The organism is Saccharopolyspora thermophila (assembly GCF_014646075.1).
Classification (GTDB): Bacteria; Actinomycetota; Actinomycetes; order Mycobacteriales; family Pseudonocardiaceae; genus Saccharopolyspora; species Saccharopolyspora thermophila.
The window spans coordinates 43,430-63,481 of record NZ_BMMT01000009.1 but is presented as its reverse complement, the minus strand read 5'-3'; the positions used below and the strand labels follow the sequence as shown (position 1 = coordinate 63,481).

18 protein-coding genes and 1 pseudogene are annotated in these 20,052 nt (G+C 71.2%); 7 read left to right on the top strand and 12 right to left on the bottom strand.

What is annotated here, in order from left to right; translation table 11 throughout:
* Window positions 1-143: 143 nt before the first annotated feature.
* Entirely contained in the window at window positions 144-2,168 is a 2,025-nt protein-coding gene (locus IEY17_RS14080) for a CocE/NonD family hydrolase (RefSeq protein ID WP_188987837.1), read from the top strand.
* A gap of 162 nt (window positions 2,169-2,330) precedes the next feature.
* Here IEY17_RS14080 and IEY17_RS14075 read toward each other — a convergent pair whose 3' ends face one another.
* Genes IEY17_RS14075 through IEY17_RS14065 form a run of 3 tightly spaced genes read right to left on the bottom strand, consistent with a single transcriptional unit; the run spans window position 2,331 to window position 5,822 of the window.
* Window positions 2,331-4,646 (bottom strand): heavy metal translocating P-type ATPase, encoded by a 2,316-nt coding sequence (locus IEY17_RS14075; protein WP_188987836.1) that lies wholly within the window; start codon window positions 4,644-4,646, stop codon window positions 2,331-2,333.
* Window positions 4,647-4,669: 23 nt separating this feature from the next.
* Window positions 4,670-5,590, bottom strand: a complete 921-nt coding sequence (locus IEY17_RS14070; protein ID WP_188987835.1) for a hypothetical protein — start codon at window positions 5,588-5,590, stop codon at window positions 4,670-4,672.
* 25 nt (window positions 5,591-5,615) lie between these two features.
* A complete protein-coding gene (locus IEY17_RS14065; protein ID WP_188987834.1) occupies window positions 5,616-5,822 on the bottom strand; it encodes a heavy-metal-associated domain-containing protein in 207 nt (68 codons plus the stop codon).
* A gap of 210 nt (window positions 5,823-6,032) precedes the next feature.
* Here IEY17_RS14065 and IEY17_RS26095 point away from each other — a divergent pair.
* A pseudogene (locus IEY17_RS26095) lies at window positions 6,033-6,329 on the top strand (hypothetical protein); the annotation flags it as partial.
* A gap of 148 nt (window positions 6,330-6,477) precedes the next feature.
* On the opposite strand, the gene IEY17_RS14055 reads toward IEY17_RS26095, so the two are convergent.
* The 4 genes from IEY17_RS14055 to IEY17_RS14040 form a co-directional block, all read right to left on the bottom strand.
* Complete coding sequence (locus IEY17_RS14055) at window positions 6,478-7,101, bottom strand: FG-GAP repeat domain-containing protein (protein ID WP_188987833.1); 624 nt, start codon at window positions 7,099-7,101, stop codon at window positions 6,478-6,480.
* Window positions 7,102-7,302: 201 nt separating this feature from the next.
* On the bottom strand, window positions 7,303-8,049 hold the full coding sequence (locus tag IEY17_RS14050; protein WP_188987832.1) for a lipoate--protein ligase family protein: 747 nt from the start codon (window positions 8,047-8,049) through the stop codon (window positions 7,303-7,305).
* Window positions 8,050-8,116: 67 nt separating this feature from the next.
* Window positions 8,117-10,153 (bottom strand): MaoC family dehydratase, encoded by a 2,037-nt coding sequence (locus tag IEY17_RS25430; RefSeq protein ID WP_229680146.1) that lies wholly within the window; start codon window positions 10,151-10,153, stop codon window positions 8,117-8,119.
* A gap of 100 nt (window positions 10,154-10,253) precedes the next feature.
* Window positions 10,254-12,044, bottom strand: a complete 1,791-nt coding sequence (locus IEY17_RS14040) for a thiamine pyrophosphate-requiring protein (RefSeq protein WP_188987831.1) — start codon at window positions 12,042-12,044, stop codon at window positions 10,254-10,256.
* 164 nt (window positions 12,045-12,208) lie between these two features.
* Here IEY17_RS14040 and IEY17_RS14035 point away from each other — a divergent pair, with 164 nt between their 5' ends.
* The 4 genes from IEY17_RS14035 to IEY17_RS14020 all read left to right on the top strand — a co-directional run bounded on the left by IEY17_RS14035 (window position 12,209) and on the right by IEY17_RS14020 (window position 16,292).
* Entirely contained in the window at window positions 12,209-13,276 is a 1,068-nt protein-coding gene (locus tag IEY17_RS14035; RefSeq protein ID WP_188987830.1) for an NAD-dependent epimerase/dehydratase family protein, read from the top strand.
* Window positions 13,277-13,355: 79 nt separating this feature from the next.
* Window positions 13,356-14,222, top strand: coding sequence for a pyrroloquinoline quinone biosynthesis protein PqqB (pqqB, locus tag IEY17_RS14030; RefSeq protein ID WP_188987829.1), 867 nt, complete (start codon window positions 13,356-13,358; stop codon window positions 14,220-14,222).
* 81 nt (window positions 14,223-14,303) lie between these two features.
* Window positions 14,304-15,932, top strand: coding sequence for a non-homologous end-joining DNA ligase (gene ligD / locus IEY17_RS14025; RefSeq protein ID WP_268240344.1), 1,629 nt, complete (start codon window positions 14,304-14,306; stop codon window positions 15,930-15,932).
* 87 nt (window positions 15,933-16,019) lie between these two features.
* A complete protein-coding gene (locus tag IEY17_RS14020) occupies window positions 16,020-16,292 on the top strand; it encodes a GlsB/YeaQ/YmgE family stress response membrane protein (RefSeq protein ID WP_188987994.1) in 273 nt (90 codons plus the stop codon).
* A 286-nt stretch (window positions 16,293-16,578) separates the two neighbouring features.
* Here IEY17_RS14020 and IEY17_RS14015 read toward each other — a convergent pair whose 3' ends face one another.
* The 4 genes from IEY17_RS14015 to IEY17_RS14000 all read right to left on the bottom strand — a co-directional run bounded on the left by IEY17_RS14015 (window position 16,579) and on the right by IEY17_RS14000 (window position 18,417).
* Window positions 16,579-16,734, bottom strand: a complete 156-nt coding sequence (locus tag IEY17_RS14015) for a DUF6131 family protein (protein ID WP_188987828.1) — start codon at window positions 16,732-16,734, stop codon at window positions 16,579-16,581.
* Window positions 16,735-16,873: 139 nt separating this feature from the next.
* Window positions 16,874-17,443, bottom strand: coding sequence for a hemerythrin domain-containing protein (locus IEY17_RS14010; protein ID WP_188987827.1), 570 nt, complete (start codon window positions 17,441-17,443; stop codon window positions 16,874-16,876).
* A gap of 465 nt (window positions 17,444-17,908) precedes the next feature.
* Complete coding sequence (locus IEY17_RS14005; RefSeq protein WP_188987826.1) at window positions 17,909-18,049, bottom strand: hypothetical protein; 141 nt, start codon at window positions 18,047-18,049, stop codon at window positions 17,909-17,911.
* 113 nt (window positions 18,050-18,162) lie between these two features.
* Window positions 18,163-18,417, bottom strand: coding sequence for a DUF6480 family protein (locus tag IEY17_RS14000; protein ID WP_268240348.1), 255 nt, complete (start codon window positions 18,415-18,417; stop codon window positions 18,163-18,165).
* Window positions 18,418-18,442: 25 nt separating this feature from the next.
* Here IEY17_RS14000 and IEY17_RS13995 point away from each other — a divergent pair, with 25 nt between their 5' ends.
* On the top strand, window positions 18,443-19,555 hold the full coding sequence (locus tag IEY17_RS13995; protein WP_229680145.1) for an AI-2E family transporter: 1,113 nt from the start codon (window positions 18,443-18,445) through the stop codon (window positions 19,553-19,555).
* A 62-nt stretch (window positions 19,556-19,617) separates the two neighbouring features.
* On the opposite strand, the gene IEY17_RS13990 is transcribed toward IEY17_RS13995, so the two are convergent.
* The gene (locus IEY17_RS13990) at window positions 19,618-20,010 is read right to left on the bottom strand and encodes a ChaB family protein (RefSeq protein WP_188987824.1); all 393 of its coding nucleotides are present in this window, start codon (window positions 20,008-20,010) and stop codon (window positions 19,618-19,620) included.
* Between the last annotated feature and the right edge of the window lie 42 nt (window positions 20,011-20,052).

The window sequence follows — 20,052 nt, the reverse complement described above, 5'->3', positions numbered from 1 at the left end:
GCACGTCCACCGGCTACCCGTCGTGGCGGCGGGTTAACGCGGCGATCGGAACGGGTACGTGAGAGGGGTGCACACGCCGCCCCACCCCGCGCTCGTCCCCAGTGGACGATGACGAGCGACCGCTGCTGTCTGGAGTCATTCCGATGCGGATCGTGACCGCGCTGCCGAACGAGATCAAGGAAGAGGAGCACGTCTGGATACCGCTCGGCGACGGCACCCGGCTGGCGGCGCGCATCTGGCGCTCGGTGTCCTCCGACACCGAACCGGTGCCGGCGATCCTGGAGTTCATCCCGTACCGCAAGCGCGACCTCACCGCGCGGCGCGACTCGATCCACCACCCCTACCTGGCCGGCCACGGCTACGCCTGCGCCCGCGTGGACCTGCGCGGCAGCGGTGACTCGGAGGGCGTCCTCGCCGACGAGTACCTGGAGCAGGAGCTGCGGGACGCCGAGGAGGTGTTGGCCTGGCTGGCCGCGCAGCCCTGGTGCACCGGGCGCACCGGCATGATGGGCATCTCCTGGGGCGGGTTCAACGCCCTGCAGGTCGCCGCCCGCCGCCCGCCGAGCCTCGCCGCGATCGCCGCGCTGAGCTGCAGCGACGACCGCTACGCCGACGACGTGCACTACATGGGCGGGTGCCTGCTCAGCGACAACCTGTCGTGGGCCTCGACGATGTTCGCCTACAACGCCTGTCCGCCGGATCCGGCGCTGGTCGGGGAGAGCTGGCGTGAGCAGTGGCACCAGCGAATGCGCGACAGCGGCCTGTGGTTGGCGAAGTGGTTGCACCACCAGCGCCGGGACGCCTACTGGGAGCACGGCTCGGTGTGCGAGGACTACAGCAGCATCGCCTGTCCGGTGCTGGCCGCCAGCGGATGGGCCGACGGGTACTCGAACGCGGTGTTCCGGCTCATGGAGCGCCTCACGGTGCCGCGGCGGGGCCTGATCGGCCCGTGGTCGCACAAGTACCCGCACCTGGGTCAGCCCGGCCCGGCGATCGGGTTCCTGCAGGAACTGGTGCGCTGGTGGGACCACTGGCTCAAGGACGTCGACAACGGCGTCATGGACGCACCCATGCTGTGCATCTGGATGCAGGAGAGCATGCCGCCGTCGACGGCCTACGACGAGCGGCCCGGTCGCTGGGTCGGCGAACCGGGCTGGCCCTCACCACACATGGAGCGGATCCACTGCCCGCTGGGCCACAACCTGATCGGCCGCCCCGGCACCGAGCCCGCCTCACGGCCGCTGGAGGTGGAGTCGCCGCTGTCGCTGGGTCAGTTCGCCGGCAAGTGGTGCTCCTACAACGCGCCCCCCGACCTGCCCTACGACCAGCGTGAGGAGGACGGCGGGGCGATGGTGTTCGACACCGAACCGCTGGCTGAGCGCTGCGAGATCCTGGGCGGTCCGGTGGCCGAGATCAGCCTGTCCGTGGACCGGCCGGTGGCGATGTTGGCCGCGCGGTTGTCCGACGTCGCGCCGGATGGCCGCGCCACCCGCGTCAGCTACGGGCTGCTCAACCTGACCCACCGCGACGGGCACGCCGAGCCGACCCTGCTGGAGCCGGGCACCACCTACCGGGTGCGGGTGCAGCTCAACGGCGTCGCGCAGGCGTTCCCGGCCAGGCACCGGATCCGGCTGGCGCTGTCGACGTCCTACTGGCCGCTGGCCTGGCCGCCGCCCGAACCGGTGCGGCTGACCGTGTACCCGGAGGACAGCGAGCTGATCCTGCCGGTGCGCTCCATCCGGGAGCCCGACGAGCTACCCGAGTCGCCGTTCCCGGAGCCCGAGGGCACGCCACCGGTGGCCAGCACCCAGGTCCGGCCCGCCGAGCACCGCTGGACGGTCTCGCGGGACCTGGTCGAGTACCGCTCGGAGCTAAACGTGGTGAAGGATCTCGGCGTGGTGCGGATCGACGACATCGACCTCGAGATGACGCGGCGCGCGCGGGAGCGCTACAGCTGGGTCAACGACGACTTCAACTCGGTGTGCGGCGAGATCGACTGGGAGATGGGTTTCCGGCGCGGCACGTGGGCGGTCCGCACCCGCACCCGCACCGTGCTGAGGTCCACGCCCACCGAGTTCCTGCTGCACGCACAGCTGGACGCCTACGAGGGCGAGAACCGCGTGCGCTCGCAGAACTGGCAGGAGCGGATCCCGCGCGACTGCGTGTGAGAGCGCCGCGCAGGCGGCGGTGCCGGTGGCGCGCTTCCCGCGCACGCGAATCCGGCCGGGTTGCGCCCGCAACGGGCCCGGTAAGTCCACAGAGGACTCCTCGAACGCAACGCGGTTGTGCCCGCCGACGGCTTTTCGACGGGCACGACCGTCTTCACTTCGTTACTTCGCCGCGACGGGCTCCTTCGCGGTCACCTCGGCCAGCGAGGTTCCCGGGCCGCTGATGGCGCTGCGGAAGCCGCGCAACCGCAGGCTGTTGCCCACCACGAACACCGAGCTGAACGCCATCGCCGCACCCGCGATCATCGGGTTGAGCAACCCCGCCGCGGCCAGCGGCAGCGCCGCCACGTTGTAGGCGAACGCCCAGAACAGGTTGCCCTTGATGGTCCGCAGGGTCCGGCGGGACAACCGGATCGCGTCGGCGGCGACCCGCAGGTCGCCGCGGACCAGCGTCAGGTCGCTGGCCTCGATGGCCACGTCGGTGCCGGTGCCCATGGCCAGGCCGAGGTCGGCCTGGGCCAGCGCGGCGGCGTCGTTGACGCCGTCGCCGACCATGGCCACGACCTTGCCCTCGGCCTGCAGCCGCTTGACCACGTCGACCTTGTCCTTCGGCAGCACCTCGGCGAGGACCTCGTCGATGCCGACCTCGGCGGCCACCGACCTGGCCACGGTCTCGTTGTCGCCGGTCAGCAGCACCGGGGTCAACCCGAGCCCGCGCAGCTGGCGGACCGCCTCGGCCGAGGTGGGCTTGATGGTGTCGGCGACGACCAGCACCGCCCGCGCGGCGCCGTCCCAGCCGACCGCGACCGCGGTGCGGCCTCGTTGCTCGGCCGCCTCCTTGGCCTCGGCCAGCTCCGGCGGCAGGTGCTGGCTCCACTCGGCCAGCAACGCCGTGCGCCCGACCAGCAGCGCGTGCCCGTCGACGACGCCCTGCACGCCGAGGCCCTCGACGTTGGCGAACTCCGCCACCGCGGGCAGTTCGCCCACCCGCTCCCGGGCGCCCCGGGCGATCGCCTGGGCGATCGGGTGCTCCGAGGAGTCCTCCAGCGCCCCGGCCAGTCGCAACACCTCGTCGGGGTCCGTGCCGTCGGCGACATGCACCTCCAGCAGCGTCATCTGACCGGTCGTGACGGTGCCGGTCTTGTCCAGCACCACGGTGTCGACGCGGCGGGTGGACTCCAGCACCTCCGGGCCCTTGATCAGGATGCCCAGTTGGGCGCCCCGGCCGGTGCCCACCAGCAGCGCGGTCGGCGTGGCCAGGCCGAGTGCGCACGGGCAGGCGATGATCAGCACCGCCACCGCCGCGGTGAACGCCGCCGTGGCCGTACCGCCCGAGCCGAGCCAGAAGCCGAGCGTGGCCACCGACAGCGCGATCACGACCGGGACGAACACCGCGGAGACCCGGTCGGCCAGCCGCTGCACCGCCGCCTTGCCGGTCTGCGCGTCCTCCACGAGCTTGGCCATCTGCGCCAGCTGGGTGTCCGAGCCGATCCGGGTGGCCCGCACGACCAGCCGGCCGCCGGCGTTGACGGTGGCGCCCACGACGTCGTCACCGGGGCCGACCTCCACCGGCACCGACTCGCCGGTGAGCATGCTCGCGTCGACCGCGGAGCTGCCTTCGGTGACCACGCCGTCGGTGGCGATCTTCTCGCCCGGCCGCACCACGAACAGGTCGCCGACCGCGAGCTGCTCAACGGGGATGCGTTCCTCTCGCCCGCCGCGCAGCACCGCGACGTCCTTGGCGCCGAGCTCGAGCAGCGCCCGCAGCGCCGCCCCGGCCCGCCGCTTCGAGCGGGCCTCGAAGTACCGCCCGGCGAGGATGAACGTGGTCACCCCGGCGGCGACCTCGAGGTAGATCGAGCCGTCGCCGCTCATGTGCTGGATGGTCAGCTCGAACGGGTGCGTCATGCCGGGCGTGCCCGCGGTGCCAAACAGCAGCGCGTACAGCGACCACAGGAACGCCGCGAGGGTGCCCATCGAGATGAGCGTGTCCATGGTGGCCGAGCCGTGGCGCAGGTTCTGCCACGCGGCCGCGTGGAACGGCCACGCGCCCCACAGCACCACCGGCGCGGCCAGCGCCAGCGAGATCCACTGCCAGTAGGTGAACTGCAGGGCGGGGACCATCGCCAGCACGATCACCGGCGCGGCCAGCACCGCCGAGCCGACCAGCCGCTGGCGCAGCGGCCGCGTCGGGTCGTCGGCGTCGCCCGCCGCGGCCGGGGGCTCCGCTGCGGGGGCGGGCAGGGCCGCGGAGTAGCCCGCGGCCTCCACCTCCTGGACCAGCCGCTGCGGGTCCAGATCTGCCGGGAACTGCACCGTGGCCTTCTCGGTGGCGAAGTTGACCGTGGCCGTGACGCCGTCGAGCTTGTTGAGCTTACGCTCGATGCGGGCCGCGCAGGAGGCGCAGGTCATCCCGCTGATCGAGAGCTCCACCCGCTGCCCGGCGAGCGGGCCCGGGTGCTGCACTTCGGAAGTCATGTCGCGTGCTCCTTCGTCGCCGGTCAGCCGTGCGCGCCGTGACTGTCGCCGGTCCCGGGCGTCACGGCGGGCACCGTGAACTCGGCGGTGCGGACCTGGCCCTCGTGCTGGAAGTCGAGGAACAGCCGGTACGTTCCGGCCGACGGGACCTCCGCGTGGAAGGTCACGGTCGGCCCGGGCCGGGTCCGGCCGTCCCCCGGAGCGCCGTCCGGGTGCACGTGCAGGTAGGCCAGGTCGCCCGCGCGGAGCGCCACCAGGTGCCCGTAGGCCCCCAGGTAGGGCTGCAGGTCGGTGACCTCGCGCCCGTCTCTGGTGACGGTGAGTGTCACCGTCGACGTCCCCGTAACGAGGTCGCCGCCCAGCCGCACCTGGTACCCGTCGATGTCGGCGATCCGCGAGGGAGCATAGGCGACGGGCTGGAAGTCACCAGCGACAGCCAGGTCGACACCCAGCGTGGTGGGTTCGCCGCCGGTGGGCGTGAAGTCGGCGAAGGCCCGGTAGCTGCCCGGCCGGGTCACCTCCAGCGGCACCGTCCAGGTGCCGTCCGGGGCCATCTCGGGGTGCACGTGCTGGTAGCCGGCCGTGTCCCGGCGCACGACGATCAGATGCATCCGCTTGTCGTGCTCGACCTCGAACTGCGTCATCGGCTGGCCGGTCGGCCCGGTGATGCGGAAGGAGAACGGAGTGGTGGTTCCCGCAGCCAGCGTCGTGTCGGTGGGCGTGAGGGTGTAACCGCCCCTGGACGACGCCAGCCCGGCGGGCTGGTCGGGTTGCGCGGTCCCCGCGACGGTGCCGCTGTGGCTGTCCCCGTGCCCGGCGTCCTCCGCGCCGCGCGCACCGGTCGTACCGGCGAGGGGACCGACGGCGGTGCCCAGACCCCAGCCGCCCCCTGCGACCAGGGCGAGCGCCACACCGTAGGCGGAGAGCTTCCCTGCTGCGTTCATGTCACATCCTTGGATCTGAGCGGCCTCATGAGGCCAGCTGATACCCGGCTTCCTCGACGGCGGCGCGCACGTCGTCGATGGCGAGCTCCTTGGCGCTGGTGACGGTGACCGCGCCGGTCGGCAGGTCCACCTTGACGCCGGTCACGCCGTCGAGGGCGCCGACCTCCTCGGTCACCGACTGCACGCAGTGGCCGCAAGTCATGCCGGTCACGTGATAGGTCGTCTGGCTCATCCGTACATTCCTTTCGACTTCGACCGTCCCGGTCGGCACCGGGTCGTCACACCTGGATTTATACCCTAGGGGGGTATCTGGGTCAAGTTGGTCAGGCACGCCGGATCGCATCCCAAGCGCACGGGTCGCGGCACCGGGAGTCCCGCGTTGTCGTCACGCACCGGCCCGGCCGCCGTCTGCACCACCGGCAGTGCCCGCCGCGCTGACCGCGTGGAAGAAAACCAGCGAGCTGGCGTTGTTGTCGGAGGTGTCGTCGGTGCCGTTGCAGCAGACGCTGCGGCACCAGCACACCGCGTTTGGGGAACTTCTTCGCCGGACGCGCCCGCTACCCGCGGTCTGAAATCCCGCACCGGCCGCCACACCGCGCACGACACCCGCAGCGCGTTCCGGTTGCGTGACGGCACGCTCACGCTGGCCAAGCAGACCGCGCCGCTGGCGTTCGTACACCAGCTGGCCACCCTGAAGCTCTCCGTCCGGCACTGGACGTGCCCGGACTGCGGCACCCGGCACGACCGGGACCACAACGCCGCGAAGAACATCCTTGCCGCCGGGCTGGCGGTAGCCGGGAACAACCCCGGCGATCTCACTCCGGCGCGTGCCGGGCCGGCTCGCTGCGGCCGCGGTCACGAGGTGCCGACGGCGACCCGGTCGTGGCTCACCGCCCGTCGAGCGGCGCGCAGGTCGCCGGATCGGCCTGCAGCGCCGGATCGTCGCGCCCCACACCGGAGATCGGCATTCGGTACACCTCCCCGGCCACGCCGTAGGCGAACTGGTAGGTCACCCGCTCACCCCGGTAGCCGCCGTCGTCGGCGAGGTAGGCGTTGACGCTGTCGAGGACCCGGCCGGGCCGCCCTGGGCCGCACCCGTAGGTCGACACCGCCGTGGCCCCGCCGCCTTCGAAGATGCGCCACGGCGCACCGTCGCGTAGCGGCACACCGAACAGGCCCGCCTCGGCGGAGTACGCCCACACCACGTAGGTGACCGTGTTCGCCCCCACCGCTTCGGGTACCAGCACCTCGTCGAACCCGTCGCCGTTGACGTCGACCGGCACGGGCTGCCGCCCACCGGCGTTGCCGGGCACCTTGGCGTCGACGAACTCCCCCGGTAGCCCGACCCGCAGCAGCATCGAGCTGTCGGAAACCTGCTGCAGCGAGACCGGGTCCGGCCGCCCGTCGCCGTCCATGTCGGCGGTGACACCGCGTTCCTGGCCGAGCGCCGGTGCGCCACCGGGGAGCAGCAGAGCCGCTGCGGCGACGCCGACGAGCAGTGTCCGGGTCATGACAGCCTCCGTGCTGAGCGGATCTCCTGCCCTGAGGACGTGCACACCCGCTCCCGGGTTGCCCGGGGCACCGACGTGTCGCCGCCTTCCGGGGCGCGCCGCCGGAGGTCTGGCTCCTTCGAACTGCGTGGCCGAGGCGACGACACGCGGACCGTCCGGACATCGCCTCCGGCCCTGGGCACGGGCCGCAACGTCGGTCGCCTAGACGCGGTGGTCGTCGACGAGGTCCCGCGCCCTGGCGAGGGTCTGCTCGGGCAGGTCCGTCGGGATCAGGCCGAACCGCTCGTGGTAGGCGTCGACGACCGCCGCCTCGAAGTGCTCCAGTGACAGCCCGCTGGCCTCGTCGTGGACCGAGCCGACCGACTCGCCGTCGAACGGCAGGTCCAGGCACCGGTAGACCTCGGTCAGCAGGGGACGCAGGAGGTCGGCGTCGTCGAAGATCGCCACCGCGCTGAACAGCCACGCCCCGCGCACCATGCGCTGCGCCGTACCGACCAGCTTCACCCGGCCCCGCGCGTTGACGCTGTGCGCGCCCGGGCAGTACTCACCGGGCACGGCGCCGATCTGGGCGGCCACGCCGTGCTCCACGAGCACCCCGGCCCACAGCTCGGCGTAGCCCACGAACCGCTCTTCCATTCCCGCCAGATGGCCGGGGTCGGGGCCGACGTGGTCGACCACCAGAGACCGCTCGGTGTAGGCGACCGCTCGGCCGCCGGGCGCGCGCAGCACCGGGGTGAACCCGGCGGCGCGGACGGCGTCCACCGCGGCCGGGAACCCGGGCAGCAGGGTGTCACGCCGCCCGAAGGCCACCACCCGCGCGCCTGGCCGGTACACCCGCAGCGCCGGGCCGGACTCGCCCCGGCTGACGCGCCGCAGCATCGCATGCGCCACCGCGATCTCCAACGCCTGATCCGCGCCCGCGTCCAGCGCACCGCGATAAAGCTCCACGGGGCGATTCTACGAAAGCGGCAACGTCCACAGCGGAGCACACTCCGCCGGAATCCACTGTGGACTATCAGGTCACCGCGACGACGGCGCTGCCGCGCAGGGTCACGGTGCCGTCCTCCAGTGTGACCGCCAGCTCCAGGTGCGCCAGGCGCTCGCCACCGGACTCCTCGACCTCGACCACCCGGCCCGTGCAGGTCGGCCTGCCGTGCACCGGGGTGATCGCCACGAACCGCACCTGGAAGGAGCGCAGCGCCGACTGCGGCGCCCAGCCGGTCAGCAGCCGCCCCAGGTAGGCCATCGACAGCATGCCGTGCGCGAAGACGTCGTCGAACCCGGCGCTGCGCGCGTTGTCGATGTCGATGTGGATCGGGTTGTGGTCGCCGGAAGCTCCCGCGAACAGCGCAAGAGTGGTGCGGCTGATCGGCGGCAGCTCCAGCGGCGGCAGCTCGGTGCCCGGAGCCACGAGCCCGCCGCACAGGGCACCCGGTCGACCAGACTGTGCGGACGCGGAATCCACGAAACCTCCTTCCCGCGGCGTGGCCCTCAACCCCACGCAGAGCCACCCGGAAACTCGCACGAACTTCGGTGACCGCGAGAACCACACCTCAGACGTCCCCGCGCCCGCTACCTCTGCTGATCCGCATGCGGAGGATCGTTCCGTCACGGCCGATCGAGATGGCATCGTCAGCCGAGGCAGCCCGCCGAGAAGTACCCACCCAACGGTTGCGCAATTCGTGCGCGGATCGAAGGTAACCCCCAGACGGCGTTCAACCAACTGTTCGTACAGCCGGTTCTCAATGCCCCGCTGAACCTGCAAGACACCGCCACCCGGCAACGGCATGACGTACTGGGTGCCCCGGAAACCTATGCCACCAGGCAATTCGAAATGCGTCGCCGTACTCACCTCTGCCACGAGTTCCTCCAGAGGAAGCTCTCGTTCCTCGCTCGCTGGCCGCACCGGCCGGGGTTGGTACATCGCCGCGGCGTCGCCCTCGCCTGCATACCACAGGGCAGCCGAGGCAGCGGCACGCGCGAGCACTCGGATGAACCATGTCCGACTCCGTTCCGGCATGTTCACCACTTCCGGAGCCTCTACCTCAGCGACTTCGTCGGGTGGAATACTGTCGAGGTCGGCAGGCTGATCCGCATCGCGGTCAGCACTCTCCAGAGCCGCCTTTCGCATCTCCAGCTCCTGCGCCGTCGGGAGCCGCCGTTCGAAAGCTTCTGGTGGGTCACCGAGGTCCTCTGCCAACAGCTCATCCATCTCTGCTGAGCTGCCAGCCCACAGATCCTCCTCCCCTGGCGGATCGAGCACGTAGGCGGTTACCCCGGCTCTTGACAAGCACATGGCGACCATGAGGGATTGCGGCGTCTTACCACCGACTTCGACCGCCTCGACCTGGATGCATGCCTTCGCGAGCTGCTTGACCGCGAACTGGGCCGTGGCATGGGTGCCTTTGCATTCGAGCACGACGACCTTCGCGCCACCGATACCGTCCGTGCGACGACCAACGAGGAAGTAGTCGGGACGACGCTTCGCGGTATTGGACAGCCGCACCGACCCGACACCTGGAAGCCCTGCGCCCAACGCAACATCCACGTCGACCGGGCTCAATTCCCATCCCGGGTACTGCCTGCCAAGGACTTCCTGAGCGATCACCAGCGCGAACCCGATGCCGAGGTGCTCGGTCTGGGCCACCTTGTGGTGATGGACGACCTCACCTCCCTCCTCGGAAAGCACCAGCAGGTTCTTCGGCGTCCTCCGAAGGGCGGCACAGTAGCGGACCTGGGCCCAGTGCCGCGCGATGTCCGCGAATGGCGAGTTGCGGTAGAAACTCGTCGCAACCCCTACCTGGCGCAGGACTTCGGCTGGGAAGGTCAGGAGACCGCCGCGCAGATCAACCCGAACAGGGGTGGGATTTTTTCTGAAGTGGAAAACCGGATTGGAAACGGCAGATGCTCGTGCGACACCACGCACTCGAGCCGCGAGTTCCGGTGTTGAGTCAACCGAGATCACACCTTCACGCCCCATGGTGCGTAGCACGCGGTAGGCCGACCGTATTGCGGTGCGTGAAAGGCGCACCAGCAAACTGATCTTGATCACCAGGATGGTGGGCGACTGATCGGACTACTGGCCTCCCAACGTTCTCGTGTCCCGTCCCATCAGACGGGGTGCCGCGTACCGTGATGCACCGCGGGAGGCGCTAGCGGTCGCGGTGCGGGACGAACTCCTGGACCTTGGTCTTCACACCCTCCTTGACCACCGACCAGGCCGCCGGGTCGCCCTTGAGCAGTGCCGCCGCCACGTTCTCCATCTGGTCGGTTTCGGCGTGTGGCGGGATCGGCGGCACCGAAGGGTCGGTGACGAACTCCAGCACGCACGGCCGGTCCGCCTGCAGCGCCTGCTCCCAGGCGCCCCGCACCCGGTCCGGTTCGGTGATCTTCTCCCCGCGCAGCCCGGCCAGCTCGGCGAAGGCCGCGTAGCCGAAGTCCGGCAGCCGCTGCGACGGCAGGAACTGCGGCGCACCGCCCATCGCGCGCAGCTCCCAGGTGACCTGGTTGAGGTCACCGTTGTTGAGCACCGCCACGACCACCCTCGGGTCGGACCACTCGCGCCAGTAGTGCGCCATGGTGATCAGCTCGTTGATCCCGTTCATCTGCATCGCCCCGTCGCCGACCAGCGCGAACACCGGCCGGTCGGGGTGGGCGAACTTCGCCCCGGTGGCATACGGTGCAGCCGGCCCCATCGTGGCCAGCGTGCCCGACAGCGAGCCGCGCATGCTCCCCCGGAACCTCAGGTGCCGCGCGTACCAGTTGGCCGCCGATCCCGAGTCGGCGGTGACGATGGCGTCATCGGGCAGCAGCGGCGAGAGCTCCGCGAAGACCCGCTCCGGGTTGATCGGGTCCGCCGAGACCGCCGCCCGCCGGTCCATGGTCTCCCACCAGCGCCGGACGTTGCGCTCCACCTTCTCCCGCCACGTGCGGTCCTCCTTGCACCGCAGCAGCGGCAGCAGTTCCCGCAACGTCGCCCGCGCGTCGCCGAGCAGGGTGACCTCGAACGGGTAGCGCATGCCGATCAAGCTCGGGTCGATGTCGATCTGCACGCCGCGGGCGTGCCCGAACTCGGGCAGGAACTGGCTGTACGGGAAGCTGGAACCGATCATCAGCAGCGTGTCGCAGTCCCGCATGAGCTCGTAGGACGGCCGGGTGCCCAGCAGCCCGGACGCGCCCGTGACGAAGGGCAGCTCGTCGGAGAGGACGTCCTTGCCCAGCAGCGCCTTCGCGACCCCGGCCCCGAGGGTTTCAGCAGTGCGGATCACCTCGTCGACCGCACCGGCGGCCCCCTGCCCGACCATGATCGCCACCCGCTGTCCGGCGTTAAGCACGCCAGCGGCACGGTGCAGGTCCTCGCGCGGTGGCACCGGTTGCGACCGCGGCACACCGAGGCTGGAGGGGACCATCTTGAACTCGTGACCGGGCGCGGAGTATGGCAGTTCCTGCACGTCCTCCGGGATGATCACGGCCGTCACGGTGCGACGGGCGATCGCGGTGCGCATCGCCCGGTCCAGCACGTTGGGCAGCTGCTCGGGCACGGTCACCATCTGCTCGTACTGGCTGGCCACGTCCTTGAACAGCGACAGCAGGTCGATCTCCTGCTGGTAGGCGCCGCCCAGCGCGGACCGCGGCTGCTGGCCGACGATCGCCACCACCGGCACGTGGTCAAGCTTGGCGTCGTAGAGGCCGTTGAGCAGGTGGATCCCGCCAGGGCCGGAGGTCGCCACGCACACCCCCACCCGGCCGGAGAACTTCGCGTAGCCGACCGCCTCGAGCGCGGCCAGTTCCTCATGCCGCGCCTGGATGAAGCGGGGGCGGTCGTCCGCCCGCTGCCAGGCGGCCAGCAGTCCGTTGATGCCGTCACCCGCGTAGGAGAAGACGGTTTCCACTCCCCACTCCCGCAACCGCGTCAGCACATGGTCCGCCACCCGTTCCGCCATCACCGCACCTCAGCAAACGCATCGACCCGCACGGCCTCGCAGTCGCCGCACAGCCTCCGCTGTACCCCGGGCAGGCGGCGGTCAATCGGCGGCGGGGACGCTGTTTGCCCGCGGCGCGGGCGGGAAACCGAGGGCCAGTACCCGGCGAGTGCGGAGGGGACGGAATGACTTCGGCTGCCAAACCCCGGCGCGTGGTCGTGGTGGGGGCAACGGGCAACATCGGCACCAGCGTCGTCGAGGCGCTCACCGCCGACCCGCAGGTCGGCGCGGTCGTCGCGCTGTCTCGGCGGGAACCCGCCGTCGCGGGCCCGAAAACGCGGTGGGAGCGGGCCGACGTGCTCGACGCCGACCTGGCCGAGCACTTCCAGGATGCCGACGCGGTGATCCACCTGGCGTGGCTGTTCCAGCCGACGCACGACCCGGTCACCACCTGGCGCAACAACGTCATCGGCAGCACCCGGGTGTTCGAGGCGGTGGCGGCCGCCGGGGTGCCGACGCTCGTGCACGCCTCGTCCATCGCCGCCTACAGCCCGGGGCCCGCGGAGCGGCCGGTCGACGAGTCGTGGCCCACGCACGGCTGGCCCGTGGCGGCCTACGGCCTGGAGAAGGCGTACCTGGAGCGCTGCCTGGACGCGTTCGAGCGCCAGCACTCCGGCATCCGGGTGGTCCGGTTGCGCACCGCGTTCTGCTTCAAACCGGAGTCGGCCTCCCAGCAGCGGCGGCTGTTCCTGGGGCCACTGCTGATGGACCGGCTGGTCCGGCCCGACCTGCTGCCGGTACTGCCGATGCCGTCGGGGATGCGGTTCCAGGCGGTGCACACCGAGGACGTCGGCGAGGCGTACCGGCTGGCGGCGCTGTCCGACGTCTCCGGCGCGTTCAACATCGCGGCCAACCCGGTGATCAACGCCGGTGTGCTGGCCGACCTGTTCGGCAGCCGCACGCTGGACGTGCCTGTCGCTCCGGTGAAGGCGGCGCTCACCGCGGCGTGGAATCTGCACCTGGTCCCGGCGTCCCCGGGCCTGTTCGACACGTTCCTACGACTGCCCATCATGGACACCCGCCGGGCCCGCGAGGAGCTGGGCTGGACACCGCGGCACAGCGCCACCGACGCGGTCGCCGCCTTCCTGCGGGGCCTGCGCGCATCCGCCGGTGCGCAAACGCCACCGCTGCGCGCCAGGATCCCGGGCGGACGCCGGCACGAGGTCGCCACCGGAGTTGGCCAGCGCCCGTGAGCCCCGGTCACGAACCAGCCAGCAGCGGGGCGCAGCGCTCACGCCGCCGACCCGAATCCGCGGTGCCGAGGCGGCGGTGATGCGCGTCCGCGTCCTCGGCACCGCGGCCGGCGGTGGCCTTCCGCAGTGGAACTGCGGGTGCCGCAGCTGCCTGCACGCCAGGGAAACCGGCCAGTGGCGCACCCAGGACTGCCTGGCGGTCAGCGGCGACGACGCCACCTGGTTCCTGGTCAACGCCGCACCGGACCTGCGCACCCAGCTGCTGACCACCCCCGAGCTGCAGCCGCCGCCGGGCACTCGGCGCACCCCGATCGCCGGGGTGCTGCTCAGTACCGCCGAACTGGACCACGCACTCGGGCTGGTCACGCTGCGCGAGGCCGAGCAGCTGCGGCTGTACGCGACGGCCGCGGTGCACCGGGCGCTGGAACCGGTGACCGGGATGATCTCCGCCTACACCGACCTGCGGCAGGAGGTGGTGACCGGCGAGCTGGAGCTGCCCGGCGGGCTCACCGCGCGCGCCACCGGAGTCGGCGAGAAGCGCCCCCGCTACGCCGCAGGGCTGGCGGGGCGCGACTGGGTGGTCGCCTACCGCTTCACCGACACCGCCACCGGCCGCAGCCTGGTCTACGCGCCGTGCCTGCCGGACTGGAACGCCGCGTTCGCGGAGGTCGTCGACGGCGCCGACGTGGTGCTGCTGGACGGCACGTTCTTCACCGAGGACGAGCTGACCCGCACCTCCGGCCGCGACCGGCCCGCGCGCAGCATGGGGCACCTGCCGGTGTGCGCGTCGCTGCCGGAGATCGCCCGCCGCCCGCGGACGCGGTTTATGTTCACCCACCTGAACAACACCAACCCGCTGGCCCACCCGGACTCGCCGGAGCTGGCCGAGGTGCACGCCGCCGGCGCCGGTGTGGCGGCCGACGGGCAGCTTGTCGAGCTGCGCTGACGCGTCGCGCACCGCCGGTCCGATGTGGAGTCGGCGGGTGGTCGGCTTGTGCGATCCGCGCGCAGGGGGTATGCCGGGGCGGTGGACGATGCGCAGCGGAGACGGCGCGACAGCCTCGCCCGGTATCGCGGCATGCGCGACTTCAACCGCACGGCCGAGCCGCGCGGGGAGGACACCGCGCGCGGCGACGGCAACCGCTTCGTTGTGCAGCGCCACCGCGCCCGGCGTCGCCACTACGACCTGCGGCTGGAACTGGACGGGGTGCTGGTGAGCTGGGCGGTGCCCAAGGGCCCGACACTGGATCCGAAGGCGCGGCGGATGGCCATCCACGTCGAGGACCACCCGCTGGAGTACGCCGACTTCGAAGGCACCATCCCGGCCGGGGAGTACGGCGGCGGGGACGTCATCGTCTGGGACCGCGGCACCTGGGAACCGGTGGACACCGACGACCCGGTCGCCGCCATCGCCGCCGGCAACCTGCACTTCGACCTGCACGGCGAGAAGCTGGCGGGCCGGTTCGTGCTGGTGCGGCGCGGCGAGGGCGAGCAGTGGTTGTTGCTGCACAAGCACGACGACCACGCCGAGCCGGGGTGGGATCCCGAGACGCACCCGAAGTCGGTCAAGAGCGGGCGCACCAACGAGGAGGTCGCCGCCGACCCGGACGCGATGTGGCGCAGCGACCTGCCGCCGGCCCGCGCCGAGATCGACCTGCGCGGCGGGGGCGGTCCGCACCGGACGCGCCGCCGGAAGCGGCCCCGCTGGGAGTTGCCCACCGACGACGAGCTGGCCGCGCTGGACAAGCTCGGCAAGAAGGGCTCCTGGGAGCTGGGCGGGCGGAAGCTGGCGCTGACCAACCTCGACAAGGTCCTGTTCCCGCCGCGCGGCGACGAGCCGCCGGTGACCAAGCGCGACCTGATCCGCTACCACGCGCTGATCGCCCCGGTCATGCTGCCGTATCTCGTCAACCGGCCGCTGAACTCGCACCGCTTCCCCGACGGGGTGGACAAACCCGGCTTCTGGCACAAGGAGGTGCCCGACCACGCGCCCGCCTGGCTGCGCCGCTGGCGCTACCCGCAGGCCGATCCGGAGGACACCCAGTGGTACATCGTGCCGGACAGCGTGCCGGCACTGGCGTGGTTGGCCAACTACGGCGCGCTGGAGCTGCACGCCTGGACCTCCCGCATCGACGACGTGCAGCACCCGACATGGGCGCTGTTCGACATCGATCCGGGCCCCCGGACGTCCTTCGGTGACGTGCTGGTGCTCGCGCGGCTGCACCGCACCGCGATGGACCACCTCGGTGTCGAGGCGAGACCGAAGGTCACCGGCCAGCGCGGCATCCAGATCTGGGTGCCGGTTGAGCCGCGCTACACCTACGCCGAGACCCGGGCCTGGACGGAGAAGGTTTCCCGGGCGGTCGGCGACACCGTTCCCGAACTGGTCAGCTGGGCGTGGACCAAGCAGGACCGACGCGGACTGGCCCGGCTGGACTACACGCAGAACGTCATCAACAAGACGCTGGTCGCGCCCTACAGCGCCCGACCCCGGCCGGGCGCGCCGGTCTCGGTGCCGCTGGAGTGGGACGAGCTCGACGACCCCGACCTGGCCCCGGACCGCTGGACGATCCGCACCGTGCTGGACCGGTTGGCGAGCCGGGGCGACCCGTTCGCCGCGCTGCTGGACGTCGAACAGCAGCTGCCACCGGTGTGACCGGGCTGCTTCGAGGCCACCAGGCATGGTGCCGGGGTGGACGGGGAACCCCAGAGGCCACCGCACCCGAACGGAAGGGACATGGTCATGGGCATCCTGAGCTGGATCCTGTTCGGCCTGATCGCCGGGGCGATCGCCAAGTTCATCCTGCCTGGCCGCGATCCCGGCGGGATCTTCGTGACGATGCTGATCGGCATCGCCGGTGGTCTGCTCGGCGGCTGGCTCGGCAGCACCCTGATGGGCGCCGAAGGCGTCACCGGCTTCAACGTGATGAGCTTCGTGTGGGCGATCATCGGCTCGTTGATCCTGCTGGGGATCTACCGGCTCGTCTTTCACGGCAGGCACCGCAGCCACGCCTGACCGCCGCCGCCTCGCCGACTGCGTGGGGCGGAGCTGCGGCACAGGCCACCGAGGATCACCCGGCCGACGCGCTCCGGCAGGCCCTGAAGCACTGACCGTGCGGCCGGACGAGTTCGCCCACGCGGTCATCGACGCCGGGCGCTACTGGCAGGCGTCGGTACAGCTGCACAACGACCTGCGCCTTCCGATGACATCCGACGCGAGGTGCAGCTGGTGACCGGGACGCGATCCCGGCATGAAGCGGCCCCGCACCGGGGTTTCCGGTGCGGGGCCGCTGCTGTTCGGCTCAGTACCAGTGCCTGCGCCCGCCGATCGCGTGTCCCGTGGAGCCGGCGATGGCCAGTGCCGCGCCCACCACCAGCACCACGATCCCGAGCGTCCACAGGATCGAGATGTTGAACAGGAATCCGAGAATCAGCAGGATGATGCCCAGGATGATCATCGGTCAACCCTCCACTCAGGACGGACGCCGCGGGACGGGCGGACCGCCGACCCGGACTCGTCGCGGCTGCAACCGCCTCCGTCGGAGTCGGAGTACCCGGCTGGTCCGTGGGCTATTCACCGAGCATCGTGGCGGTCGGTCAGCGGTTGCGCCCGGACAACGCGTCGCGCACCCGGTCGATCATGCCGGCCCCGGGGTCGAGGATCAGGTTGGCCGGCGGCCGGTCGGGTGCGGACGGGTGCGGTCGGGTTGGTGCGACCTTCTTCGCCATCTGGATCTTGTTGCCCAGGTCCATCAGCTCGTCGGCGTTGCAGACCTCCTGCAGCCGCGGGAACAGGTCTCGTTCCTCCTCCTCCACGTGGTGGCGGATGTCGCGGATCAGGCGCCCCATCAGCCGGTCGAACTCGGCATCCGTGACGTCCATGCCCTCCAGCTGCTTCATGACCTCCTCGGCCTCGGCGTGCTCGCGGAGCTCCTTGTCGGCCACCTCGTCGCCGTCCGACAGCTTCTCCCGCGCCGCCGGATACAGGTACTGCTCCTCGGCGACCGAGTGGCGCACGAGCTCGGTGATGATGTGGTCGGCGAGACTGCGGCGCTGCTCGTCGGACAGTCCACCGCGCTCGTAGTCGGCGAACGCCTGCTCCACCTCGCGGTGATCGGTCGTGAGGACGTCGACGATGTCGCCCGTGTGTCTCGTTGCGCGTGCCATGGCGCTTCCTTCCTATGGACGTCGATTGCTCCCTCCGGCGTTCCCCGGACCAGCCCGCCCAAACCAGTGGCTGGTGTTCACCTGCGTTTGAGTGGTACCCGGCACCGGGAACGCGGTGGGGACCGCGACTCGACCCGGGAGGACCTGCGGTGCGCCCTGGCCGGGGTGGCGCGCGGCACCTGTCGGGCTCAACCAGCGGTGAACGCGGATCGGAGGTCTGCCGTGGTGGAGCAACGAGAACCCCGGGAGCACGACACCGGTTACGATGAGGCGACCGGTGACCGGATCACGCCGGAGTCCGGTCCCGTTCCGCGGGATCGGGAACCGGAGCCGCGCGCGCATCCGAGGCATCTACCGGCGGACATGCCGCCGGGTAACGAGGAGGATAAGGAATCCCGGTGAGCACAGCGGAAGGCCCGCCACGCGGCGGGTCTTCCGGTGTGGATTGCTGGGCCTGTCGCTGTTTCAGTTGTAGCCCAAGGTGATCACCTCGTCGGCGTCGGGTCGCTCCGCGTCGGGTCGAGGTTGCGGGTCGGGCGTGACCGCGACGACCTCGTCGAGGTCCTCCGCGGTGCCCTCGGCCCCGTTCTCCCTGGCCGGTTCCATGTCGCTCACCCCGATCGGTTGCGATGACCCACGGCCCGGGAGTTCCCACCGGTGGCCGCCCGTTAAACCTGCGGGCGCGCAAAACTGGTGGGCGGCAACGTGTTTCGCCCCGGTCACTGCACCTGGCCGACGGCGAGGAAGACGAAGAACGCCGCCACCAGGAGCACCACGACGGCGACCACCGTGAGCCAGATCCACGTCGCGGCGCGCGACGGCGGTTCCTGCGGGTGCGGCATGCCCTGGGTGGCTGATGCCGACTCTGGCGGCGTCTCCCCCGGAGGTACCGACCCTCCGGGTTCCAGGCCCGGTGTGCGGTCCGGATTCGGTTCCGGTGGTTTGTGTGGATTACGGGCGCGGCGTTTGGCGATCAGGGTTCCGGGCCAACCACGGGACGTGGGAGGATCCGGCGCGCACGGCCGTGGCGGGGCCGCGGGCTCGGTGCCGCGCGGCCTCCGCGTCGCCGCTGCCGTCGGGTGGCGGCTGCTGGTGCTGGCCGCGGTGCTGTGGGTGTGCTGGCAGCTGTTCGAGATGCTCTACGGCGAGATCGTGTCGGTCGCCGTGGCAGCGCTGCTGGCCGCACTGATGTCCCCGGCGGTCAACTGGGTGGTGCGCAGGGGCGTGCACCGCACGCTGGCCACGGTGCTGGTGCTGGTGGGTGGGCTGGGGGCGCTCGCTGCCGTGCTGGCCGTGGTGATCAACACGCTGGTGGCGGGCCTGGCGGGGTTGGCCGAGCAGCTGGCGGCCAGCGTCGAGCAGATCCGCACCTGGCTGATCCGCGGCCCGCTGAGCCTCAGCCAGCAGCAGCTCAACCAGGTCTTCCAGCAGCTCACCGAGGGCCTGCGCATCGACCGGGGTGCGTTGCCGACCACCGCGCTGGCCACGACGGGTACCGTGCTGCGCTTCCTCGGCGGCATGCTGTTGGGCCTGTTCACGCTGTTCTTCTTCCTGCGCGACGGAGCCAGGATCTGGTCCTTCCTCGTGCGCATCACCGTGCCGCAGCCACTGCGGTACCGGGTGCGCGAGGCCGGCCACGCGGGTTTCCGCACGCTCGTCGCCTACGTGCGGGCCACCGCGGCGGTGGCCTTCATGGACGCCACCGCCATCGGCATCGGCGCCGCCGTGCTGGGCGTCCCCCTGCCCTTCGTGCTCGGCGTGCTCGTCTTCCTGGGCGCGTTCGTGCCCTACATCGGAGCCGTGGTGACCGGCGGCCTGGCCGTGCTCGCCGCGTTGGCGGCCAACGGGCTGTTCACCGCGCTGATCATGCTGGCCGTGGTGGTGGGGGTCATGCAGCTGGAAGGCCACGTGCTGCAGCCGCTGCTGCTCGGGCACGCCGTCCGGCTGCACCCGCTTGCGGTGGTGCTCAGCGTGACGTCGGGTTTCACCCTTGCCGGGGTGGGCGGTGCGGTGCTGGCCGTGCCGCTGGTCGCGTCGGCCAACACCATCATCCGCGCGCTGCTCGACGACGCGCGCCCGCAGCCCGGACCGACTGGTCACACCGACCGCTGACCCGACACGGTGGAGCATGACCGCGGCACACCAACCCGCAGGAAGCCGCGTTGTCGCCGGACTCACGCCCTGCGGGTGCGGCGGTCGCTCTCCTTGCGCAGGGCCTCGACCAGTTCACGTTTGCTCATCGTGGAGCGCCCCGCGACGTCCAGTTCACGGGCGCGCTCGTAGAGGTGCTTCTTGCTGGCGTTCTCGTCCACGCCACCGCTGGTCGGCTTCTCCTGCTGGCCGGCGCCCCGGCGGGCCTGCTCGTCGGACGGGCCGCTCCGCTGCTTGGGCATCCAGCGGTCGCCCACCTTCTCGAACTGGTGCTTGAGGGCCGCGTAGGCCGTCCGGTGTGCCCGTTGGCCCTCGCCGTAGGTCTCGACCGCGCTGTCGTGCGCCTTGATCCAGGTTTCCTGCGCCTTCTTCGGCGAACGCCGCAGCGTCGACGGGAGTTCTTCGCGGGCAGGCACGCAGATCACCTCCGATCGACTCCATCACTGGAGTTCCCGCGG

Bases quoted from the DNA above. Each gene is read 5' to 3' on its own strand.
- IEY17_RS14080 (WP_188987837.1), top strand. From the start codon at position 144: ATGCGGATCGTGACCGCGCTGCCGAACGAGATCAAGGAAGAGGAGCAC.
- IEY17_RS14075 (WP_188987836.1), bottom strand. From the start codon at position 4,646: ATGACTTCCGAAGTGCAGCACCCGGGCCCGCTCGCCGGGCAGCGGGTG.
- IEY17_RS14070 (WP_188987835.1), bottom strand. From the start codon at position 5,590: ATGAACGCAGCAGGGAAGCTCTCCGCCTACGGTGTGGCGCTCGCCCTG.
- IEY17_RS14065 (WP_188987834.1), bottom strand. From the start codon at position 5,822: ATGAGCCAGACGACCTATCACGTGACCGGCATGACTTGCGGCCACTGC.
- IEY17_RS14055 (WP_188987833.1), bottom strand. From the start codon at position 7,101: ATGACCCGGACACTGCTCGTCGGCGTCGCCGCAGCGGCTCTGCTGCTC.
- IEY17_RS14040 (WP_188987831.1), bottom strand. From the start codon at position 12,044: ATGGCGGAACGGGTGGCGGACCATGTGCTGACGCGGTTGCGGGAGTGG.
- IEY17_RS14035 (WP_188987830.1), top strand. From the start codon at position 12,209: ATGACTTCGGCTGCCAAACCCCGGCGCGTGGTCGTGGTGGGGGCAACG.
- pqqB (WP_188987829.1), top strand. From the start codon at position 13,356: ATGCGCGTCCGCGTCCTCGGCACCGCGGCCGGCGGTGGCCTTCCGCAG.
- IEY17_RS14020 (WP_188987994.1), top strand. From the start codon at position 16,020: ATGGGCATCCTGAGCTGGATCCTGTTCGGCCTGATCGCCGGGGCGATC.
- IEY17_RS14015 (WP_188987828.1), bottom strand. From the start codon at position 16,734: ATGATCATCCTGGGCATCATCCTGCTGATTCTCGGATTCCTGTTCAAC.
- IEY17_RS14010 (WP_188987827.1), bottom strand. From the start codon at position 17,443: ATGGCACGCGCAACGAGACACACGGGCGACATCGTCGACGTCCTCACG.
- IEY17_RS14005 (WP_188987826.1), bottom strand. From the start codon at position 18,049: ATGGAACCGGCCAGGGAGAACGGGGCCGAGGGCACCGCGGAGGACCTC.